We start from the raw sequence: 24662 nt of genomic DNA on the forward strand, positions 1-24662 counted from the left end.
TAAAAATGAACCACTTTTTGACACACTACAATTTTTGTAATGTAGTAAAATATAAGCAGCACTGTTTTCATCTCAGCGCTGCTTATGCGTCAAAATAGAGAGCTAAGATTTCTAAAAGCGATAACGCATTCCACCGGAAAAATTAATTCCAGAGACACCAGCTTTTTGAAGTTTATGTTGGTAATTAACGTCAGCATGAAGTGCGATATTTTTAGAAAGTTGCGCGTTAATGCCAAGCCCACCTTCAAGGGAAGAGCCCATAGAATCGAGATAGAAAGATTCAATAACATTGATAGTGCGCTTTTCACCAAAAGCTTTGATGACATTCAATTTACCATAAAAAGAAAGAACACGATCTTTTTCAATGGGAAGCATTGTTTTCGTTAAACGCCCTCCAATACGGACCAACCATTGATGAGGGGTCTTTATATTAACTTGGAAGCCATCAATATCTGAAAGAGTGCCAAATGCAATGTGTTGATAAATAAGTTGTGCTTGTGGTTCAAAGGACACCCCTTCAATACCAGTTGCTAGTTTTTGTCCAACGGTAGCTGATATATTTAATGTATCCGTATTGTTTAACTCTGTGGTGTTGCCGATAAGGGCTGTTGTAATATGTCCGTTTAAAATGCCGTAAGAGAAAAGTGCATTAACATAGAGACCATTGTCATGGTGGAGGTTCCCATATGCCGTAAAGAACCATTTATCTAGTATGCTTTTGTCAGAACCTTCCATATCCTTTGGCGCAAAAGAAAGCTTTCCATATGTGCCTAAAAGACCAAGATTCGCGGTCATATTTTGATTTTCTAACGTTGCTAATGTCATGCCTGCTTGGATAGCAGCATAACGAACATCTGCACCATAACCATATTCCAATGGACTACGGCTGGAAGATAACGTCATCTTGTTTCCATAAGTCGATAAGAATATCCCTTTCTGTTTATGACCTTCTAATCCGAAAACTATTGAGTGCATATTATCCAATAGTGTATTTTGATTGTTTATATCAGCCAAGCCAGAGGAGAATATTGCATTATGCATAACCAAATAGCTTGCCATTTGAGGAACAAGAGCTTTGATCTTTCCTTCATCATCGAGAGTCGCACTTTGCAAGCGAAAATCCCAGAAATTCTCATTTTCTTCCAAGGGAGCTTGTCCATTGTTTTCTTTTTTAAGGGATGATGCATTGGTATTTTGTGCATCTTTCTGTTTTGATTCTTGTGATATTCCGCTTAAATGACTTTGTGTCTTATCGGCTGTCCCACGGCTGGATGTTGGTCCATAAACATTGAGTATGTATTTATAAGGTAAGCCCTCCATTGTGGTGTAGCCATGGGCAAGTTTGAAGGAATCTTCATTTGCTTGCCCAGAAACTTGAATAAGTGAGAGCCCACGCATATTCAAAGGAATTGAATCTTCTTCATCATCGAATGGTTCTGCATGCTTTGAAAGATTGTTGAAATAGATCGTTGTGGTGCCTGAGACATCACCATGAACGAGAACACGGTCAGTTCTTTGTTGTTCTTTTGTAAGACCATTACTCCATTCTGTATTAAAGTAAATTCTTGCGTTGCCCAATGCATTGTAAACCGTTGTTGCATCGGAGTTTCTGTTTTGCTCTGCTTTTTGTGGATGTTTTCCTACATGCAAGGTTTGATAATGATTGTCTGCTAGTTTATGCGGCGCATTAAATATGATAGAGCTATTATTAAGGTTTAGGACTGAAACGATAGATTGTGCTCGTTTTTTAAGATCAAGGAGCTTATAATCAAATAGACTAAAACTATTTTCCAACTCAAATAGACTAATTTTTAAATGCCACTTGCTGTTATTGCTTAGGGTGAAAACCGTTGTATTTTGAGGAAGCGTTTTTGCTCTTCCTTCCATAATCGAATTATCAGCCTCTAATGTAAAAGTAGCAGGTTGAACCTCGAAGAAGGGTGAGACTTCATTTTTTAATAACATATCAGAACGAATTTCTGAGTTTTTAAGGTACACTGCATTCGTTTTGGGATAATAAGGTCCGAAAATACCTACACCGTCGTTTACAAGAAGTTTTGTATTATTAAGGATTGCTTTGTTTACAACTTCTTCTCCTTCTTTTATTGTAGAACTTGAAATATAACCAAAATTGATACCATAGGCTCTGCTGTGGCCTATGACCTTTAATGTTGAATCTTCAATATGGATTGTGCCGTTTGTGAGTGACAAACCATGCCCTTCTGCCTCTCCCACAATTCCTTTGGCATTAATTTGACCACCTGACGTTGCAGAAAGCAAAGTAAAGCCTGAGTGCATTATTGAGTTTGTAATGGTAATATGACCTTTCTTAGCAATCACGGCATCATACTTACCACGAACAAAAACATTATGAAGGCTCTTCTCTTCTCCATTAGCTACTTGGACCGTAGGAATCTCAAGAGGTTGTTTATTTGCATAAGTTGGAGCAAAATGAGAAAAAATGAAAGTTCCAGCAATTGTACATAACAAAAAATTTTTCTTATAAATATATTTCTTACACATAGATATGCCTTTAGTATTTGGTATGCTTTGATGCTTACTTCATTCCCCTGATGGCGCAAGTACCCAATCAGTTTTTATATCATTATATTTTTATTGTAAACAACAAAACGAATATTATGTTTTGTTGTTTATCGTTTAAAAATTGGTCTTAGAAGAGCTTTTAAAATAGAAAGCGCAATGCAGCGAAGATGGATTTCAGAAAACCTAGCTTGATAAGTATTTTTGTTTTAAAGTGCTAAGGATCAAAATATTTTGCAAGGATGTTTATTGCTTAAGGCTGTTGTTATGAAAACTCTACAAAGTTTTTGGAGAAGATTTGTTGTGCATTTACAAAAAGCTTTCAGTTGGTTTTCTTGTATATAGAATTATTCACTATGAATTTTTTTGATGTAAAAAAGCTAAAATATTTTGTATTTTTTATCGATATACAACAATTTTTATTGAATCCATTCGATTTTTATAAGTCAAAAAGGCGGCTCTCTTGAGACTTCAACAGTCATTGAGAGATAAAGAATTTTGTTGCATTTGGTTTGAATGAAACTAATCCTTTAAAGAAAGCTGTATAGAAAGAACCGTTATTGATGGTTCTTTCCTATAGATTGCAAAAAAGCAGTACATTCGTACTGCTTTTTTATTAAAAATGAATAGACTATAAATTGTTTTTTGCCTTTTCTTAAAACTGATAGCGTATTCCGCCTGAAAAGCTTGCTCCAGATATACCAGTTTTTTGAAGCTTATGTTGATAGTTAACATCAGCATGAAGGGCGATATTTTGTGATAATTGTGCATTCACACCAAGTCCACCTTCAACAGAAGCTCCCATAGAATCAAAGTGGAATGATTCACCAATCTGTATGGTGTCATTGTTAGAAAAAGCTTTAATAATATTCAATTTACCATAGAGAGAAAGAATACTGCCTTTTTCAATAGAAATCGTCGTTTGTGTTAAGCGCCCACCAACACGCACTAAGTATTGATGAGGATTTCCCATATCTACATCAAAGCCATCGACATCTGAGAATGTGCCAAGCATGAGACGCTGATAAACAACTTGTGCTTGTGGTTCAAAGACCAATCCTTTTGTACTGGTTTCGAACTTTTGTCCAATGGTCGCCGATGCACTGAATGTATCAGCGTTTTTCAATTCTGCAGTCTTTCCTATGAGAGCTGTGGTGATATCTCCCTTGAGCATTCCATAGGAAAAGAGAGCATGGATATATGTACCATTATTATGGCGCAGTCCACTATATGCAGAAATTGACCATTTATTGAGTGTACTCTTGTCAGCACCTTCCATATCTTTTGGGATGAAAGCTAATTTCCCATATGTCCCGAAAAGACCCAAATTGGTGGTTATGTTTTGATCTTCTAGAGCTACTGATGTAAAGCCTGCTTGTAAAGCAGCATAGTGAATATCGGCACCATAGCCATATTGCAATGGCGTACGGTGAGAGGATAATGTCATCGTATTGCCATAAGTCGAGAAGAAGATTCCTTTGTTTTTATGATCTTTTTTCTCAAAGCCTGTTTCTTGTATCGTGTTCAGTAAAGTGTTTTGATTGTTTACATCAGCCAGTCCAGCTGAGAATAGTGCGTTAGGCATGGACAAATAGCTTGCCACCTGAGGAACGAGAGCTCTGATCTTTCCTTCATCATCGAGCGTTGCACTTTGCAAGCGGAAATCCCAGAAATTCTGATTTTCTCTCAAATGGTTTTGTGTGCTCCCTATTTGCTCAGAATTTGGTGTTGATTCACCTTTTATATTATCCTCAATCTTTAAAACTACACCACCTAATACAACGGGGGTCGTGTCGGTTTTTGAGGACTTTTCTTTTGATTGTTGAGTTACTTCTCCTAAATGGCTTTGTGTGCTCTCTGCTTTTCCAAGACGTGATGTCGGTCCATAGGCATTTAAGACATATTTATAAGGCAAACTGCCCATTGTGACATAGCCATTTGCTAGTTTGAAGGCATTTTCATCTGTTTTTCCAGATACTTGAATGAGCGACAGTCCACGCATATTCGCGGGAATAGAAGCTTCTTCTTTTGATGGCGCACCTTTTGAAAGACTATTGAAACTAATTGTTGTGGTGCCTGATACATCTCCATGGACAAGAAGGCGGTCAGTTTTTTGTTGTTCTCTTTTTAAACCATCACTCCATTCTGTATTGAAATAAATCCTTGCATTGCCTACTGCATTATAAACGGTTTTTATAGCAGGATCCCTGTTTTCGTGTGGATTAGGGAGCTCAATCGTTCGTCCTACACTCAAGGTTTGATATTGACTCTTTGCCAGCCTATGTGGTGCATTAAACACAATAGAGCTATTATTGAAGTTCAGTACTGAAACGGTAGACAGTGCTCGTTGCTTAATATCATGGAGTGCATAATTAAATGAACTAAAATCACGATTTATGTCGTATTGACTTACATTTAAATACCATTTGCTATTGTTATTTAAATTAAAAACAGTTGTATTTACTGCTAAGGTTCTTGCTCTTCCTTCCATAATCGAATTATCGGCGGTTAATACAAAAGTCACAGGATGAGGATCTGAATCTGTTTTCTTTTTTACATTATTTTGTAATAGTACATCAGAACGAATTTCTGAATTTCTAAGTTGAACCTCGGCAACAGACTTTGAAGATGATGGTCCTAAAATACCGACACCATTTTTCACAAGAAGTTTTGTATTGTTAAGAATTGCCTTATTGATAACTTCTTCACCATCTTTCAGAAAATAATCTAAAATGCTATGAAAAACAATACCGGATTGTTTTTTGCTTTCTATGAATGAATCTTCAATGTTAATGATACCGTTTGAAATCGATAGACCAGTATACAGGGCATTGGCTTTTACTTCTTTAGCATTAATACGTCCACCTTGTGATACAGCAAAAGCAAACGAAGCTGAATGTATTGTTGAGTTCGTAATTGTGGCAATTGCTTTTTCAGAGGCGTGCACTGCGCTCAATCCATTGCGGATAAAAACGTTATTAAGAGTTTTTTCTTCTCCTTTTTCCAGCTTAAACTCACTAATAATTTCAGGAGGTTGTCTATTTGCATAAGTTGGAGCAAAATGAGAAAAAATGAAAGTTCCAGCAATTGTACATAACAAAAAATTTTTCTTATAAATATATTTCTTACACATAGATATGCCTTTAGTATTTGGTATGCTTTGATGCTTACTTCATTCCCCTGATGGCGCAAGTACCCAATCAGTTTTTATATCATTATGTTTTTATTGTAAACAACAAAACGAATATTACGTTTTGTTATTTATCGTTTAAAAATTGGTCTTAGAAGAGATTTTAAAATAGAAAGCGTAATGCAGCGAAGATGGATTTCATAAAACCGAGCTTGGTCAAGCTTATGCTAAAAACACTATGAAGTATGATATTTAAAATTGTCTATTAAGGATAATCGTTATAAAAGCTCTATAGCGTTGAGATGTATTATTTTGTGCACTCACCAAAACGATCAGCAAATTTTCTCTGCTATAAGAAGAAGAGATGAGGGGGCTATTCACAGGCTTTCTTTAAAGATACTTTTCCTTAAGGGTACCAAAGCTCATAGAGTCTCATCATCTTTACGCTTACGAAGGAGCAAGCTGATACCTTTAAGCTTAATAAAAGAGCAAGCCCATCACACACTTTGCTAGCTCCCAATGTTTGTGACAAGCTCTTGGTTCTTGAGACAGTTCATTATAGGGCTTCTTAAGCTTTTCTTATATAACTTTTCTCCACACGCTAGCCCCGCTTGTAACGTGCAAGAAAATTTTTATTTGATTCAACATGAAACAAGTTTGAAATGAGAGAATTCTACGATATTCGGGACTCTCATTTAACATGCAAAATAAATAATTATCTTTATAAATCAATATATTGTATGGAATGAGAGGGATAAGCATTGTCAAAATGCTTTGCCTAAAAAACGCTACATGGAAATATAAATGAATCCTTACAGGTGGTGTTAAGCTAATGGATTGAAGAAACAGATTAAAGGTACGAAGAGAGAGCTTCTTTTATCATTATCTTTTCCAATGTCCTTTTCTTTAATATTGTCTAAAAATATACTTTGCTTAGCTTTATAGACAAATTCGATAATGAATATGCTGCGCGATTCGTGTAAATAGGAGGGAAGGAGATCATTGAGGAGAAAGAAAAAAGTTTCAGGGAATAAGAATAGTAGCTTACATAGATTAAAAAAGGCAGCATATTGTGTTGCCTTTTTGTTAAATTGAATAGAATGATAGGCTACTTTTACAGTCTTTTCTTAAAACTGATAGCGTATTCCACCTGAAAAGCTCGCACCAGAGATACCAGTTTTCTGAAGCTTTTGTTGATAGCTTACATCACCATGAAGGGAGAAATTGTGAGACAGTTGTGCATTGATGCCAATGCCGCCTTCAATTGCAGGTCCCATAGGATCAAGGTCAAAGTCTCTACCAATATGAATGGCACCATCATCACCAAAAGTTTTGATCAAGTTTACTTTTCCATAGAAAGACATAGGACGGTTGTTTTCAGTGGAAATGGTTTTGGTCAAACGCCCACCAACACGGATTAACCATTGAGAAGGATTGTTCATATCAACAGTAAAATTATCAGCATCTTCAATGGTGTTAAACATCAAATGTTGATAGGCAATTTGTGCTTGTGGCTCAAATGTTAAACCTTCCATTCCGGTTGCAAACTCTTTGCCAATAGTGGTGGAAACACTCAACATTTTGGCATTTTTCAATTTTGCGGTTTTGCCAATGAGAGCATTGCCGATATCTCCTTTTAGAATTCCATAGGATAACAGTGTATCAATGTAGAAACCATTGTCATGTTGCACGCTGCCATAAGCTGTTAGTGACCATTTATCCAATGTGCTCTTACTTACATCATCCATATCCTTTGGAGTGAAAGAGAGGCGTCCATAGGTGCCTACAAGACCGAGATGTGTTGTGGTATTTTGTCCTTCAATTGCTGCCAATGTAACACCGGCTTGGAGAGCAGCATAGCGAATATCAGCACCATAACCATATTTGAGAGGACCACGCTCAGAAGATAAGGTTCCTGTGCTTCCGTAAGTGTAGAGGAAGAAACCTGTTTGTTTCTCTTCTTCTTTTCCTAAGACGGATGTTCTCATCGTGGCTAAAAGCGCGTTTTGTTTAGCCATATCGGTTAATCCACTGTAGAAGAGAGCATTTGGCATGACCAAATAGCTTGCTGTTTGTGGTACAGGGGCAACGGTAGGGATATTTATTTCAGGATCAGGAGTTGAACCAGAGCCAGAACCAGAACCATTTCCAAGCAGTTCTGGTTGCAAACGGAAATCCCAGAAATTTTCATTCTTTTCATCAAACAGGTTCTGCGCAATATTGGCTTTGCCTTGGCTTGAGTCTGGTCCATAGGCACGTAGTGTATACATATCTGGTAAACCACCTCTTGTGGTATAGCCATTTACAAGTTTGAAAGAGCTTTCTTCTGCTTTTCCAGAAACTTGAATGAGTGAAAGACCACGGACATTGGCAGCAGCAGAGGTGTTTGCTTCGACATTGTCATCTTCTAAGCGCCCCGTAACATAAACTGATGTTGTTCCAGAGACATCCCCATTGATCAAAAGTCTATCGGTTTTTTGCTCATTTATTGCAGCACCATCACTCCATTCTGCGTTGAAGTAAATCTTTGCATCACCCGTTGCATTGTAGACTGCTTTTGTGTCTGGTTTACCAGAACCTATATGCAATGTTTGGTAATGCTCTTCTGTTGGTTCGCTAAAAACAATGGAGCTATTATCAAGACTAAGCGTGGAAATATCAGAACGAGATCTTTGAGCAATATCAAGCAGATTGCCATCATCATCTTTTTCGTTTTTGCTGATTTTCAACGTCCATGTTGTATTGTTTTTCAGATCAAAGTGTACATTTCTGCCTTTAGCAATATTCGTTTTGCCTTCTAGAGTAGACTGATCTGCGCTTAATGTGAAGGTACCGTTGGAGATCGATTTTAAACCTACCTGGTTCCAAAACTCTTTATCTTTCCAATAAATGCCGTTTCCTAGTAAAACATCGGCATGGATTTCTGAATTTTTGAGATTTGCGGTACCGATTGCCAGATTTGCATTATTTTCAATATCGTTGTCAGTGAAAGCTCCAATAAGAATTCCAATACCATTTTCAACATGAAGTTTTGTATTGACCAAATTGATTTCACTGCTTTTATGTTTTTGTGGATTATCGGGATCTGTGTAAGAGAGAGACATGATCTGCAAACCACCGATTTTTGCTGTTGCAGAAACATTTGTTACATCAATATGCCCGCCGTTTTCTGTATATAATGCAGCTTTTTTCCCAAATACTGTTCCGTCTGTCATTGTGATTTGGGATTGTGGACCGCTTGCATGGAGTCCACTGCCATCAGATGCATTAATTTTAGCATTGTCTTTTATGATAATGGTGCTATCACTTTGAGCATATGCCCCTGAGGTTTTTACATTAAATTCTCCCCCTGATACGTTTATTTGAGAATTAAAAGCGGTGGCTATGCCTATATTCTCCTGAGTAACTGTTACATTTTTCAAAGTAAGGTTGCTGTCATGAGTGGCTACTACCCCGAAAAGTTGTTGGTCATCGTCTTTACCACTTGATATTTTTACATTTTCTAGCTTGTTCTCAGCGCTCTTACTGTTATTAAAAGAAGCGCCTATTATAGAAGCTGTAATAGAACCTCCAGTCATCTTGATCGTGCCGTTTCGTTGTGTAACAAGCCCCGTTGAAACATCCTTAATCGTTGTATTATGTAATTCAATTATGCTTCCAGAGTCATCGGCGATTGCACCGTTTCCGGTGCCATCTGTCGATGTTATAGTAATACCAGTGACATCAATCTGTCCGCTGTTTTCGGCAAACAATGTGCCTATACCCCCCCATCCACTTACTGTTCCTCCAGTCATTGTGATCCTGGATTCTATACCATTAGCATGGAGTCCATAACCACTGGATGTTGTAATCTCAGCCTTGTTGTCGATAGTAATCGTGCTGCCATTTGAAGCATATATTCCATCGAGTTCTCCATCAAATGATCCTCCAGAGACTGTTATTGTCGAGTGATCATCTGCCTTTAGAGCGTTCGATGCATGCATAACAGTTACATTTTTTAAGGTGAGCGTGCTTCCCTTGGTAACTATTCCTGAGAGTAATTGCAGGCCATCTTTATCTAAGTCTGATATCTCTACGTCTTTTAGCATGTTTTCGCTGCTATTCGTGTTATTAAAAGAAGCGCCAACAAAGGCAGTTGCAATAGAACCTCCAATCATTTTGATTGTAGCTCCGTCTTTGGCTTCAAGACCTAGGCCAATATCAGAATCAAGTTTTGGGATAATTCTACTATCCTGTAATTCAATTACACTGTTAACACCTTCAGCTGTTACAGCGTATACATCGGAATGGACTGGGTGGTTTATCGTTAAATTCTTGCCAATGATTTTTCCACCGTCTTTTGCGTGAAGCCTTTCATAGGTTTTATCGGATACTGGTATTGTTTTTCCCTCAGAAACTTCAAGAATTTCAGCACGTGCACTGAACTGGATGTTGAACAGGATGATAGCGGCTGTAGCCGTGCATGATAAAAGGAATGTTTTATACACCAGTATTCTCCTTATGAGAGCCCCCAAATATTCATTTCCCCGCGAACTTCATAAGAAGAAGTGAAAATGGATAATTGTTTTTAAATTCGGTAATTGTCTTTATTTGGTAAGACATTTCTGGTTTTTTGTCAAAATTAAAAAATCATTGATATGAATTATGTCTAATACACAATGTATTTATAATTGATTTTATTTAAAGCATTATAATTTTGAATATTATTATTCAGAGAAATATTGTGAGATACTGATATAGTGGCACCATGACATCTTTTGAGTGATGGTAGAGATTATTAGATGGTGCAAATTGGGGTTATGAGGAAACAGAAAAGGGTGTAGAAGAGGCTGGTAAAAAAGCTAACTTACTTGGTCTTAAAGTGGGTTTTCACCTTTCAACACAGTGGGATTAACTTATTTCTAATAGACTTCTCTTTTTCTCAAAGTGAGAAGTACTCTTCATCCATTGGGGATGAAGTACTCTGTTGCGTTTGTTGTGTCTTGTCTTGGTGATTTTCGTAAAGGGCTAAGTATAAAGAGGGAAGGGTGTTTTAAAAGTAAAAAAGACGGCTTTAATATACAAAAAAGGCAGCACATTGTGTTGCCTTTTCGTTAAATTGAATAGAATGATAGGCTATTTTACAGTCTTGTCTTAAAACTGATAGCGTATTCCACCTGAAAAGTTTGCACCACTTATACCAGTTTTCTGAAGCTTTTGTTGATAGCTTACATCACCATGAAGGGAGAAATTGTGAGACAGTTGTGCATTGATGCCAATGCCGCCTTCAATTGCAGGTCCCATAGGATCAAGGTCAAAGTCTCTACCAATATGAATGGCACCATCATCACCAAAAGTTTTGATCAAGTTTACTTTTCCATAGAAAGACATAGGACGGTTGTTTTCAGTGGAAATGGTTTTGGTCAAACGCCCACCAACACGGATTAACCATTGAGAAGGATTGTTCATATCAACAGTAAAATTATCAGCATCTTCAATGGTGTTAAACATCAAATGTTGATAGGCAATTTGTGCTTGTGGCTCAAATGTTAAACCTTCCATTCCGGTTGCAAACTCTTTGCCAATAGTGGTGGAAACACTCAACATTTTGGCATCGTTCAACTTTGCGGTATTTCCTCTGAGAGCATTGGCGATATGCCCTTTTAGGATACCGTAGGACAAGAGTGTATCGATGTAGAAACCATTGTTATGCTGTATACTACCATAGGCTGTAATGGCCCATTTATCCAGCGTGTTCTTACCGGCATCTGACATGTCCTTTGGTGTAAACGACAGCTGCCCATAGGTACCTACAAGACCGAGATGTGTTGTGGTATTTTGCCCTTCAATTGCTGCCAATGTGACACCGGCTTGGAGAGCAGCATAGCGAATATCAGCACCATAACCATATTCCAGAGGACCACGCTTGGAAGATAAAGTAGCTGTATTTCCATAGGTGTATAAGAAGAATGCGTTCTTTATCCCTTGTTCTTGTCCTATGGTGGATATTCTCATATTAGCTAAAAACTCGTCTTGCTTAGCTATATCTGTTAATCCAGCGTGAAAGAGAGCATTTGGCATAACTATATAGCTTGCTGTCTGTGGTACAAGAGTGTCCACACCAGAACCTGAACCAGTTTCAAGAATTTCTTTGTGTAAGCGGAAATCCCAGAAATTTTCATTCTTTTCATCAAACAGGTTTTGCGCAATATCGGCTTGTCCATGGCTTGAGTCTGGTCCATAAGCAGTCAGCGTATATTTATAAGGTAAATGACCTCTTGTGGTATAGCCATTTGCTAGTTTGAAAGAGTCTTCCTGTGCTTTCCCAGAGACTTGAATAAGCGAAAGTCCACCGATATTCGAAGGATCAGCAGCATTTACTACACTATTTTTATCCCCTGAATCGCTTTTGATATAAACTGTTGTGTTGCTTGAGACATCACCGTGAATGAGAAGCCTATCGGTTTTTTGATCGGCACTTGCTACGCCATCACTCCAAGCAATGTTGAAGTAAATTTTTGCGTCTCCCGTTGCATTGTAGACTGCTGTGTTGTCTGGTTTTCCAGATCCTATGTGCAATGTGTGATAATGCTCTTCTGTTGGTTTCTCAAAAATAATGGAGCTGTTGTTGAGGTTAAGCTTGGAAACATCAGAACGAGATCTTTGAGCAATATCAAGGAGATTGCCATCATCATCGTTTTCATTTGTACTGGTTTTTACAATCCATTGTGTATTGTTTTGCAAATTAAAGATTGTTTTAGGGCTGTTAATAATTTTTGCTCTACCCTCTAATATGGAGTCATCAGAATTGAGTGTAAAAGTTAAATTATTTTCTTCAGTTGAATTTTTGGTTACTAATAAAACATCAGCACGGATTTCTGATTTATTGCCAAGATTGACGGTGCCGGTTAATTCATCTACGTTAATTCCAACACCGTTTTCAACGTGAAGCTTTGCGTTGGTTAAATTAACTTCTGAGGTTGTATTTTCCACAGGATTTTCAAATTTTATGCCGTTTTTCTCTGCTTTTGCAGAAATTCCCGTCAGATCAATATGTCCACCGTTTTCAACAGCTAATGCTGCCTCTGTTCCTGTTATACTTCCTGTCATCATTGTGATGCTGGAGTCTAAGCCGGTTGCATGGAGGGCATAACCATTAGATGATGTAATTTGGGCGTTTTCGGTTATAGTAATGGTGCTTCCACTCTCTGCACGTATCCCCACATTTTTTCCAGCAAATGATCCTCCAGAGATTGTGATTTGAGAATGATCCATTGCAATTACGCCGATGAATGCTTTTGTAATGTGTACATTTTTTAAAGTGATATTGCTTGCTTGGGAATTTAATCCTGTAAATATTACCGAGTTACCTTTTCCATTGCTCGATATTGTCACATCTTCCAATTTGTTTTCGTTGCTTTTACTGTTATTAAAGGTGGCTCCCCCTGTAGAAGTTGTAATGGTTCCTTTATTCATTTTGATTACGCCGCCGTCTCGTGCAAGGAGTCCAGTCGAAGTGTCTCTAATATTTGTTCCATGCAATTCGATCATACTATTAGAATTGATAACACTTGCACCTAATCCGCTAAGGTGCTTTTCTGTTGTGATAGTAACATCTGTGACCGTAATATGACCACCATCTTCCGCACTCAATGCTGTACGGTCCCCTTTGACGTGTCCTTCATTCATTGTGATGGTAGAGTTTAAACCGTCTGCATGGAGTCCATAACCATTAGATGAGGTAATTTGTGCAGCATCGTCTAAATTGATGGTGCCGCTATCTGCTACATATATTGTTTCACCTTCCGCCTTAAATGATCCCCCAGAGATTTTAATTGTAGAATTGTCATATGCAGCTACGGCATTAATTGCATCAGAGATGGTTACATTTTTTAAAGTGATTTTACTCTTTTCTTCTGCTTCTATTCCATAGCCTAGCAGCGCACCGCCTTCACTACTTGATATTATCACGTTGTCCAGATAGTTTTCTTCGCTCTCACTTTTAGAAAAGACAGCACCAGCTACAGAAGCTTTAATGCTTCCTCCCTTCATACTGATTGCGCCATTGCTTTGGGCGTGAAGACCAATTGCACTATCACTAATCGTTGTATTTCCAAGCAACTTAATTACACTATTAGAGCCATCAGCACCTGCACCGATACCATCGTCTGTTGTTTTTAGAGTAACATCTGTGGCTGTAATATGTCCGCCATTTTCTGCAGCCAATGTCACACCTTTCCCCGTAACGTTTCCTTTTGTCATTGTGATGGTGCTACCGGATTCTTCTGCATAGAGTCCATAGTCTTCAGATGAGGTAATTTGCGCTTCGTTGGTTAAAGTAATGGTGCTGCCGTTTGCGGCACCTATTGTTATACCTTTTGCTTCAAATGATCCTCCAGAGACTGTTATTGTCGAGTGATCATTTGCAATTATGGCACTGGTTGCTTGCGTAACGGTTACATCTTTTAAAGCGACTGTACTGTTTTTGTCTGCTTCTATTCCAGCGATTAGTGGCGCATCGTTTTTACCGCTCGATATCGTCACACCTTCCAGTTTGTTCTTTTCGCTCTCAGTGTTTTCGAAGTAAGCACCAAGTCGGGAAGCTTTAATGGATCCCCCAGTTATGCTGATTGCGCCACTATTTCTTGCTCCAATTCCGATGTTGCTATCACTAATCGTTGTGTTTCCAAGCAACTTAATTACACTATTAGAGCCATCAGCACCTGAACCGATACCATCGCCATCTGTTGTTTTTAGAGTAACATCTGTGGCCGTAATATGTCCGCCATTTTCTGCAGCCAATGTCACACCTTTCCCCGTAACGTTTCCTTTTGTCATTGTGATGGTGCTACCGGATTCTTCTGCATAGAGTCCATAGTCTTCAGATGAGGTAATTTGCGCTTCGTTGGTTAAAGTAATGGTGCTGCCGTTTGCGGCACCTATTGTTATACCTTTTGCTTCAAATGATCCTCCAGAGACTGTTATTGTCGAGTGATCATTTGCAATTATGGCACTGGTTGCTTGCGTAACGGTTACATCTTTTAAAGCGACTGTACTGTTTTTGTCTGCTTCTATTCCAGCGATTAGTGGCGCATCGTTTTTACCGCTCGATATCGTCACACCTTCCAGTTTGTTCTTTTCGCTCTCAGTGTTTTCGAAGTAAGCACCAATCTTGGAAGCTGTAATGGATCCTCCGGTCATTTTAATTGCACCATTGTCTTGTGCCAAGAGTCCAATTATAGCATTATCAACAGTTGTATTTCCATGTAATTTAATGACGCTGTCGTCACCAATAGCAATTGCACCAGCTCCTTCTTTGTCCCCTGTCGTTTTTAGAGTAACATTTTCTACCTCGATATGTGCTTTATCTTCTGCAAATAATGCGTAGTTCTTCGTGGTTACTGTTCCATCCGTCATTTTTATTATGGAGTTTTCACCTTCTGCATGGAGCCCATTTCCATCAGTTGATATAATTGTAGTACCATCGTTTCCATTTTTAGCTAAAGTGATGCTGCCACCGTTTAAAGCATACACTGTGTCATTTTCCGTCTCAAATGTTCCTCCAAATACGTTTATTTCAGAATTACTCGCAAAAATAGCTTTTTTTGCTTGTTTTACGGTTACATTTTTTAACGTAACTTGACTGTTATCGATGGCGCTTATTCCCAATAATGAGGATGTATCACCTTCTTTTTTTGATATTGTCACATTTTCAAGCTTATTTCCTTTACTATTGTTTGAGAAGTTCGCACCAACTGTAGATTTGCCAGTTGTGGATACTGTAATAGAACCACCGCTCATTTTGATTGCACCGCCGTCTTGTGCAAAAAGTCCGATTACAGCATCATCAACTATTGTGTTTCCGTGCAATTCAATCGTGCTGTTAGGACCGGTAGATTGTGCACCAACTCCTTTGCTATTTGTTTTTAGAGAAACATCCGTGACCTCGATGTGTCCGCCTTGTGTTGCAGATAATACTGCTTGATTTCCTGTTACTATTCCTCCAGTCATCTTGATTGTAGAGTTTTTACCTTCTGTAACGAGTCCTGTTCCATCAGTTGATGTAATTGTAGCACCATCTTTTTCGCCTTTATTTAAAATAACGGTACCACCATTTAGAGCATATACTCCTTGGTTTTTTCCATTAAATTCTCCCCCAAAAACTTCTAGTTTAGAATCATTCGCAAATATGCCTATTTCTGCTTGAGTGACTGTTACATTTTTTAAAGTTACCATGCTTTTGTTTGCACTGATTCCGAATAGCAGTGGTACTTCATTATGACTGGATATCGTCACTCCGTTCAGTTCGTTTGCATCGCCCTTACTGTTTAAGAAAGCAGCCCCCCCTCCAGAAGCTGTAATAGACCCTCCGGTCATTTTGATCGTGCTATCGTTATTTGCAGTTAATCCAACGACAGCATTTTCAATCTTTGTATTTCCTTGTAGTTCAATCGTGCTTTTATCTCCACTAGCGACGACGACACCTAATCCTTCGTCATCTTCCGTTGTTAGAACGACATTTTCAACTATAATATGTCCGCCGTTACCTGAAAATAATGCCATTTCCTTCGCATTTACTGTTCCACCGGTTATTTTGATTATACCGTTGTTTTTTGCTTCAAGACCAAGGTTAATGTTAAAATCAGTTCCTTTAATGGTTGTTTTATCCCCCGTTAAAGTGATCATACTGTTCTCGCCTTCAGCTGTTACAGCAGCGGGTGATTCTAGAGAAGATGATCCTGGAGAAGATGTGGATGAGCCTTCGCCGGTATCCTTATTTCCGGTTACTGTTAAATTTTCACCAGTGATTTTGCCACTTTCTTTTGCATGAAGAATTTCATAGGACTTACCGGTTTCTCCGGTGACGGCTGGTCCTTCTCCTGAAGCTTCAAGAGATTCAGCATGTGCATTGGAATAGATACTAGAGAGTATGATCGCGACTGTTGCTGTATATGATAAAAGGGATTTTTTATACATCCGTATTCTCCTTTGAAGTCCCCAATATTCATTTCCCCACCGACCTCATAAGAAGAATAGAAAATGAGTTACTGTTCTTAGTGTTGTTACATTACCTCTAACTCGGTAAGTTATTTTAATTTTTCTGTCAAATATTTTAAATAATCTTCATGAAAATGTATATTATGTATAGTTTATTTTTTATTAAATGAGTTTATTTATTTTCTGTTTGTAGTGGGATTATTTTTATATCTTGATAAAATAATAAAAATAATTTTTGATAATTACTGATAGTTCTTTATGACTATTAAGATATTTTATGATAATTATTTGAAGATATTTTCACTTAATACAAAAATATATTTTACTATCCTATCGTTTATAGTTTTTTGTGTTTTTTCTTGTTTGAATATTGTATAGACAAAAAATTGTTTGAGTTTTCAGATGAGGAGAAAGTTTCTGATAATCGCTTATCTTATTGAGGGCGGTAAAACAGACATATCTTAAGTTTAAAAACGTAATTAATAAAGAGATTCATGTTAAGGTTTTAAATGAATAGTACTTTGGTCAATAAAATTGCACTGTTATTAAAAAGTTTCCGCGTTCATTATTTGTGGGTTTTAATATATTCTGGATAAAAATACCTTATATTTTTCTTGATAAAAAGGGAGGGGGTAGTTTTAGTGTCATTAGGATTTATATAAAGCGAAAAGGCAGCACATTGTGCTGCCTTTTTTTAAATTGAATAGAATGATAGGCTATTTTTACAGCCTTGTCTTAAAACTGATAGCGTATTCCACCTGAAAAGCTTGCACCACTTATACCAGTTTTCTGAAGCTTTTGTTGATAGCTTACATCACCATGAAGGGAGAAATTGTGAGACAGTTGTGCATTGATGCCAATGCCGCCTTCAATTGCAGGTCCCATAGGATCAAGGTCAAAGTCTCTACCAATATGAATGGTACCATCATCACCAAAGGTTTTGATTAAGTTTACTTTTCCATAGAAAGACATAGGACGGTTGTTTTCAGTGGAAATGGTTTTGGTCAAACGTCCACCAACACGGATCAACCATTGAGAAGGATTGTTCATATCAACAGTGAAATTATCAGCATCTTCAATGGTGTTAAACATCAAATGTTGATAGGCAACTTGTGCTTGTGGCTCAAATGTTAAACCTTCCATATTGGTTGCAAATTCTTTGCCAATAGTGGTGGAAATACTAAACATTTTGGCATCGTTCAACTTTGCGGTATTGCCTCTGATGGCATTGGCGATATGCCCTTTTAGGATACCGTAGGACAAGAGTGCATCAATGTAGAAACCACTGTTGTGTTGTATACTGCCATAGGCTGTCAGTGACCATTTATCCAGCGTGTTCTTACCGGCATCTGACATGTCCTTTGGTGTAAACGACAGCTGCCCATAGGTACCTACAAGACCGAGATGTGTTGTGGTATTTTGCCCTTCAATTGCTGCCAATGTAACACCGGCTTGGAGAGCAGCATAACGAATATCAGCACCATAACCGTATTTGAGAGGTCCGCGTTCAGAAGATAAAGTTCCTGTGCTTCCATAGGTGTAAAGGAAGAAACCAGTTTGTTTTTCCTCTTCTTTTCCTAAGATGGATGTTCTGATATTGGCTAAGAGCGCGTTTTGTTTAGCCATATCTGTTAATCCACTATAGAAGAGAGCATTTGGCATGACCAAATAGCTTGCTGTTTGTGCTACAGGGGCGATCACATCTGAACCATTTCCAAGCAGTTCGGGTTGCAAACGGAAATCCCAGAAATTTTCATTCTTTTCATCAAACAGGTTTTGCGCAATATTGGCTTTGCCTTGGCTTGAATCTGGTCCATAGGCACGTAGTGTATACATATCTGGTAAACCACCTCTTGTGGTATAGCCATTTACAAGTTTGAAAGAGCTTTCTTCTGCTTTTCCAGAAACTTGAATGAGTGAAAGACCACGGATATTGGCAGCAGCAGAGGTATTTGCTTCGACATTGTCATCTTCTAAGCGTCCCGTAACATAAACTGATGTGTTGCCAGAGACATCCCCATTGATCAAAAGTCTATCGGTTTTTTGGTCATTTATTGCAGCACCATCACTCCATTTTGCGTTGAAGTAAATCTTTGCACCACCCGTTGCATTGTAGACTGCTTTTGTGTCTGGTTTACCAGAACCTATATGCAATGTTTGGTAATGCTCTTCTGTTGGTTCGCTAAAAACAATGGAGCTATTATCAAGACTAAGCGTGGAAATATCAGAACGAGATCTTTGAGCAATATCAAGCAGATTGCCATCATTATCTTTTTCGTTTTTGCTGATTTTCAACGTCCATGTTGTATCGTTTTTCAGATCAAAGTGTACATTTCTGTCTTGAGCAATATTCGCTCTGCCCTCTAGAGTAGACTGATCAGCGTTTAATGTGAAGGTGCCGTTGGAGATCGCTTTAACCTCTTTACCATCCCACAAATCTTTATCTTTCCATGACGTTTTGTCCCAAAAAATACCATCTCCTAATAATACGTCCGCATGAACTTCTGATTTTTTAAGATTGACTGTGCCGATTGATGGGGCTGCCGCATCTTCGATGCTTTTTTCAACAAAAGCTCCAACGAGAATACCAGTATCATTTTCAGCATGAATCTCTGCATTGGTCAGATTGATCTCATTGCTATGATATTTTTGTGGGTAATCTGGGCCATTTGGATCATTATCAGAGAAAGTTGCGAATTGTAAACCGGCAACTTCTGCTGTGGCAGAAACATCTGTCAGATCAATATGTCCGCCATTTATTACAACCAGTGCAGCTTTTTTTGCTTCTATTTTGTTTTTCTTCCCATTTGGAGGAGTGTCGGATTGGGTATCTAGACCTTCAGAATTAGTATCAATAGTGCCATTGCTCGTTTTAATTGTACTACCTTCAACAGCAAAAAGACCAGCATCAACATTTTGAATGGTTGTTTTGCCATTTAATTCAACTACACTATCGGGCTCCCAAATGTTTACACCAACGGTTGGTTCTGTGGATTTACCACCGGTTATTGTTAAATCTCCGCTAACGATTTTACCCCCACTATCAGCATAAAGACCTTCATCAACATTTTGAATGGTTGTTTTTCCCGTTAACTGAATTTCACTACCAGAGTCCCCTGTCCATACACCAGATCGTTTTTCATTGGGGTCTTGATCAATTATTTCACCACCGACTACGGTTAAATTTTCACTGGTAATTTTACCACCAAGGATTGCTCCAAGACCGTTCCAAGTATTGTTAATTGTTGTATCGCCATGCAATTCAATTCTGCTATCAGGACCAATGGCCTCTGCACCGGTTCCTTTGCCATCTGTTGTTAAAGCAACATTCGTGGCGTCAATCTGTCCGCCTTTTTCTGCAAATAATGCACTTCGCGCATCCCCTATTGTTGTTACTTTTCCTCCTGCCATTGTGATCTTAGATCCTGAACCATCTGCACGGAGTCCATTACCATTAGATGATGCGACTGTAACATTGTTGTTTAAAGTAATGGTGCTGCCTTCTTTAGCATATACCCCATCAGTTTTTCCATCGAATGATCCTCCAGAGACTGTTATTGTGGAGTGATCATTTGCAAATATGCCTGTGTTTGCTTGAGTGACGGTTACATTGTTTAAAGCCACAGTGCTTTTTTCGGCACTTATTCCCTTATCCATCAATGTGCCATCGTTACCGCTCGATATTGTTACATCTTCCAGCGTGTTTTTATTTTCATCACTTCCGCTAGCGTTGAAAAGAGCACCTATTTGAGAAGCAGCAATAGAACCACCGGTCATCTTGGCTGTAGCTCCATTTTGTACATCAAGGCCGTTTATAACTTTTTCAATGGTTGTTGTGCCTTTTAATGTAATGACGCTGTTAGCGCCATCGGCTTTTGCGCCAGTTCCAGTGCTATCTGTTGTTGTTAAAGCAACATCCGTGACATCGATCTGTCCACCTTTTTCTGCAAATAATGCATTTTGTTTTCCACTGACAGTTCCTCCCGTCTTCGTGATTTTTGCTCCTGAACCTTCTGCATGAAGTCCAGAACCATCAGATGATGTAACCGCAGCTTTTTCGTCTAAATTAATGGTGCTGCCTTCTTTAGCATATACCCCATCATTTTTCCCATCGAATGATCCTCCAGAGACTGTTATTGTGGAGTGATCATTTGCAAATATGCCTGTGTTTGCTTGAGTGACGGTTACATTGTTTAAAGCCACAGTGCTTTTTTCGGCACTTATTCCCTTATCCATCAATGTGCCATCGTTACCGCTCGATATGTTCACATTTTCTAGCGTGGTTTCGTTGTTCTTACTACCGTTGAAAGAAGCACCAATTTCAGAAGCTGTAATGGAAGCGCCATCTATCTTGATTGCCGCTCCATTGTTCATTACAAGGCCATTTTTGAATTTTTCAATGATTGTTTTTCCATTTAACTCAATCTTGCTATTAGGTGTGTAGGCTCCTATACCAATACTTGTTCCTTTGGTTGCAGAACCAATGAGTGTTAAATCTTCACTAACGATTGCACCATTTACTGCCATAAGACCATGGTTTGTGGCGTTTTTAATGGTTGTTTTTCCCTTTAACTCAATCTTGCTATTAGAGTCTTGGACGGACACACCAACATTAGATTCTCCAGCTTCATTAAGGGTTATCGTTAAATCTTTGCTAGTAATTGCAGCACCGCCTACTGCCTGAAGCCCGTTAGTAACTTTTTTAATGGTTGTTTTGCCTTTTAATGTAATCATGCTGTCAGCGCCATCGGCTTTTGCACCAGTTCCGCTGCCGTCTGTTGTTGTTAAAGTAACGTCCGTGACATCAATCTGTCCGCCTTTTTCTGCAAATAATGCAGCTTGTTTCCCAGTTACGGTTTCTTTCTCCTTAGTGATCTTAGACCCTGAGCCTTCTGCATGGAGTCCATAACCATCAGTTGATGTAATTTTAGCATCGCCGGTTAAATTAATGGTGCTGCCTTCTTTAGCATATACCCCATCAGTTTTTCCATCGAATGATCCTCCAGAGACTGTTATTGTGGAGTGATCATTTGCAAATATGCCTGTGTTTGCTTGAGTGACGGTTACATTGTTTAAAGTCACAGTGCTTTTTTCGGCATTTATTCCCTTATCCATCAAGGCGCCATCGTTACCGCTCGATATGTTCACATTTTCTAGCGTGGTTTCGTTGTTCTTACTATCGCTGAAAGAAGCACCAATTTCAGAAGCTGTAATGGAAGCGCCATCTATCTTGATTGCTGCTCCATTGTTCATTACAAGGCCATTTTTGAATTTTTCAATGGTTGTTTTTCCATTTAACTCAATCTTGCTATTAGGTGAGTAGGCTCCTATACCAATACTTGTTCCTTGGGTTGCAGCACCAGTTAGTGTTAAATCTTTACTAACGATTGCACCATTTACTGCCATAAGACCATGGTTTGTGGCGTTTTTAATGGTTGTTTTTCCATTTAACTCAATCTTGCTATTAGCATCTTGGACGTACACACCAACATTAGATTCTCCAGCTTCATTAAGGGTTATCGTTAAAGCGTTGCTAGTAATTGCTGCACCGCCTACTGCCCGAAGCCCGTTAGTCATTTTTTCAATGGTTGTTGTACCCGTTAACTCAATCTTGCTACCAGAATCTTGGGCTACTAAACCAATATTGGTTCCATTTATTATTAAATTTTCGCTGGTGATTTTACCACCTTTTTCTGCAGAAAGTCCGTCCTTAACTTTTTCAATGGTTGTTGTGCCCGTTAACGTAATTTCACTGCCCGAATCTTTCGACGCTACACCAGTGCTGAATTTTTCAGGATCAGGAGAGGTTACTATTAAATTTTCACCCTTGATTGCGCCACCATTTGTTGCTTCAATTGCATCATAGGAACTGCCTGAAGTGGCAGTCGTTATTGTACCTTTTGCATCATTTTTAAGAACATTGTTAGCAGCATATGCGTTGAAATGGGTGCCAAACAGCGTAACAGTCATAGCCGCTGTACAGAGTAACAGAGATTTTTTATACATTTAGATATTTTCCTTAACTTATAAGCCCCACGCATTCCGCCCCCGCTTATAAGAAGGATATCAAATGAATGGTTTTCTACTTTGAGACAAATAGATTATTTTTATTTTTGTGTAAAGTATAATTATAAATTTTATAATAAAATACGTAATGCTTTACTGTAAATCTATTTTATTATTCATTATGAATAAAAATAAAACTAAATTATAAATAAAAATTATTTTATAATATTAAAAATTAAAATATTTAAATCACTAATTTATTAAAAATTTATAAAATAATATGAAGATATTAAAATTTATTTGTAATTTTTTATTGTATATCATAGTGTTATTATTGTGCATTATTTAGAGATAAACTTTATTGAATTATCACAAGAAAGAAAATAATGGAGAAGATATTAAAAAAGAAACCAGAAAAGAGGAAATGAGCAATAAAGAATAGCAGTATCTATGCTGCTGTGAATATACAAAAAAGAAAGCTTGTCGTTTGACAGGAGTTTTTTAAGTGGGAATAGGTGAGATTGGGTGGGAATTTATGATTTTTTTATGACTAATTTTCACCATTAAATGCACATTTTATCAAAATGGATTTTTACATCTAAAAATGAGAAAAATCTGTGATTCAATGGAAAAAATAGGAAAAGGCTTTGAGGATTAAAAAAAACTCTGTGGAAGCCTAGAAAGCCGCCTTTGAAGACCCTTTGAAAAAAATCTATAAATTGTGAAGTTCGCTCCCAAATCAGCCCAAAAAGCGAAAAAAGATATGATATTTTAAAAACAAATTGTTATTAAAAATCTTAATGTAAGGAGAAAGGCACCTTCATTTTCCATTTTTAATGATGGTTAGGTTGGATTTGTGTCGTTCTTGAGTGTTTTTTTAACCTCTATTTGATGTTTTAAATGCAATTTTAAAAAGAGGCAAGGTAAGCTCTATTTCTTCACTGTCGTTGATGTCTTGAATAAGCTCTTGTAACTTTTTATAAAGCTCCGCCGCGAGTTCTGCTATATCTTCAGGGGGAAATTTAATTGTTGCATTTTTGTTATTTGATTGATCCCTTTGTACGGGTGGCAAATAGTGATGGTGGATGGAGCATTAAACCGGCAAGTCCCTTTGCTGCCGCCATGTTTATCAAACGTGATAAGCAAAGGGGCGGTGTTTTTTGGTCTCCCTCCAACCAAGATGTGCATGGCATTTTAGGCACGGCGCGCCCGATTAGCTATTTTGATGGCGAAATCGATCATGAGGCAAATCGCCTCAACCAAGCCGATATTGCGACCTTTATTCCAGCACGGCTTAGCCAAAATGCGCATTTAAATAATTCTGGGGGACAAATAGCTGCCAATGGACGTATTTTATGGGGAAATCATACCACCTCCAGTGATCCACTCTGGCGTTTTGTCAATGTGGTGCGCACCCGTGCAGCGTTGAAAAAACTATCACTAACAGTTTTAGCCCTTGGGCTAATGACGAGAATCTGACTGCTCACTATGTCATTGCTATTACCCGCTCTCTCACGCAGTTTCTTGATGATCTTATTGCGCGGGGTGCACTGCTGGGGGGCGGGTTTGGTTTGATCGCGATTTAAATTCCAACAGTATTTTACAATTAGGACAGTTTCGGGTGGAGTTTGATGCAGAAGAAGTGCCACCTTTAGGAGATTTAAGTTTCGGTAGCCGGTGCAATAGCGCATATTTGATTGGCTTATTGAAGATATCCAAAAGAAAATGATGCACACTTTTGGCGATACGCTTGAAACTTATCGCAAAGCAGCAAGGAGTGAGGCATGACTTTACGCATTGTACGCGGTTTTACCCTGATTGTTGATGGTTTTATGGGTACCCATCACAAGGTTGAGTGATTTTTTAAATCTTTGCCAAGCCGCATCAGAGAATGGATTGGCAGCGTTGATTTATCAGACCTTTTCCATTTACCAAGTTTTTTGGGAGGCACAACAGCCATTCAACCGATTGCACAATTTGCGGGGGCGGGGCATGCCAATTACTCTGT

5 protein-coding genes and 2 pseudogenes are annotated in these 24662 nt (G+C 38.3%); 1 reads left to right on the forward strand and 6 read right to left on the reverse strand.

The window, feature by feature from the left end:
* Nucleotides 1-111: 111 nt before the first annotated feature.
* The 6 genes and pseudogenes from ACFIJ7_RS07530 to ACFIJ7_RS07555 all read right to left on the reverse strand — a co-directional run.
* Nucleotides 112-2523, reverse strand: coding sequence for an autotransporter outer membrane beta-barrel domain-containing protein (locus ACFIJ7_RS07530; RefSeq protein WP_375644943.1), 2412 nt, complete (start codon nt 2521-2523; stop codon nt 112-114).
* Nucleotides 2524-3196: 673 nt separating this feature from the next.
* Nucleotides 3197-5674: an autotransporter outer membrane beta-barrel domain-containing protein gene (locus tag ACFIJ7_RS07535; protein ID WP_375644944.1), complete on the reverse strand. Its 2478-nt coding sequence runs from the start codon at nt 5672-5674 to the stop codon at nt 3197-3199.
* A gap of 1124 nt (nt 5675-6798) precedes the next feature.
* Nucleotides 6799-10158, reverse strand: a complete 3360-nt coding sequence (locus tag ACFIJ7_RS07540) for an autotransporter outer membrane beta-barrel domain-containing protein (protein ID WP_375644945.1) — start codon at nt 10156-10158, stop codon at nt 6799-6801.
* A gap of 646 nt (nt 10159-10804) precedes the next feature.
* A complete protein-coding gene (locus ACFIJ7_RS07545) occupies nt 10805-16627 on the reverse strand; it encodes an autotransporter outer membrane beta-barrel domain-containing protein (RefSeq protein ID WP_375644946.1) in 5823 nt (1940 codons plus the stop codon).
* Nucleotides 16628-17383: 756 nt separating this feature from the next.
* Entirely contained in the window at nt 17384-22654 is a 5271-nt protein-coding gene (locus tag ACFIJ7_RS07550; protein WP_375644947.1) for an autotransporter outer membrane beta-barrel domain-containing protein, read from the reverse strand.
* 843 nt (nt 22655-23497) lie between these two features.
* Nucleotides 23498-23693: pseudogene (locus ACFIJ7_RS07555) on the reverse strand (transcriptional regulator); the annotation flags it as partial.
* Here ACFIJ7_RS07555 and ACFIJ7_RS07560 point away from each other — a divergent pair.
* Nucleotides 23690-24442, forward strand: a pseudogene (locus tag ACFIJ7_RS07560) (phage tail sheath family protein); the annotation flags it as partial. The pseudogenes ACFIJ7_RS07555 and ACFIJ7_RS07560 overlap by 4 nt on opposite strands.
* Nucleotides 24443-24662 lie beyond the last annotated feature (220 nt).

The sequence above is a fragment of the Bartonella sp. MR100HLJHH genome, from assembly GCF_042194215.1.
GTDB classification, from domain to species: domain Bacteria; phylum Pseudomonadota; class Alphaproteobacteria; order Rhizobiales; family Rhizobiaceae; genus Bartonella; species Bartonella grahamii.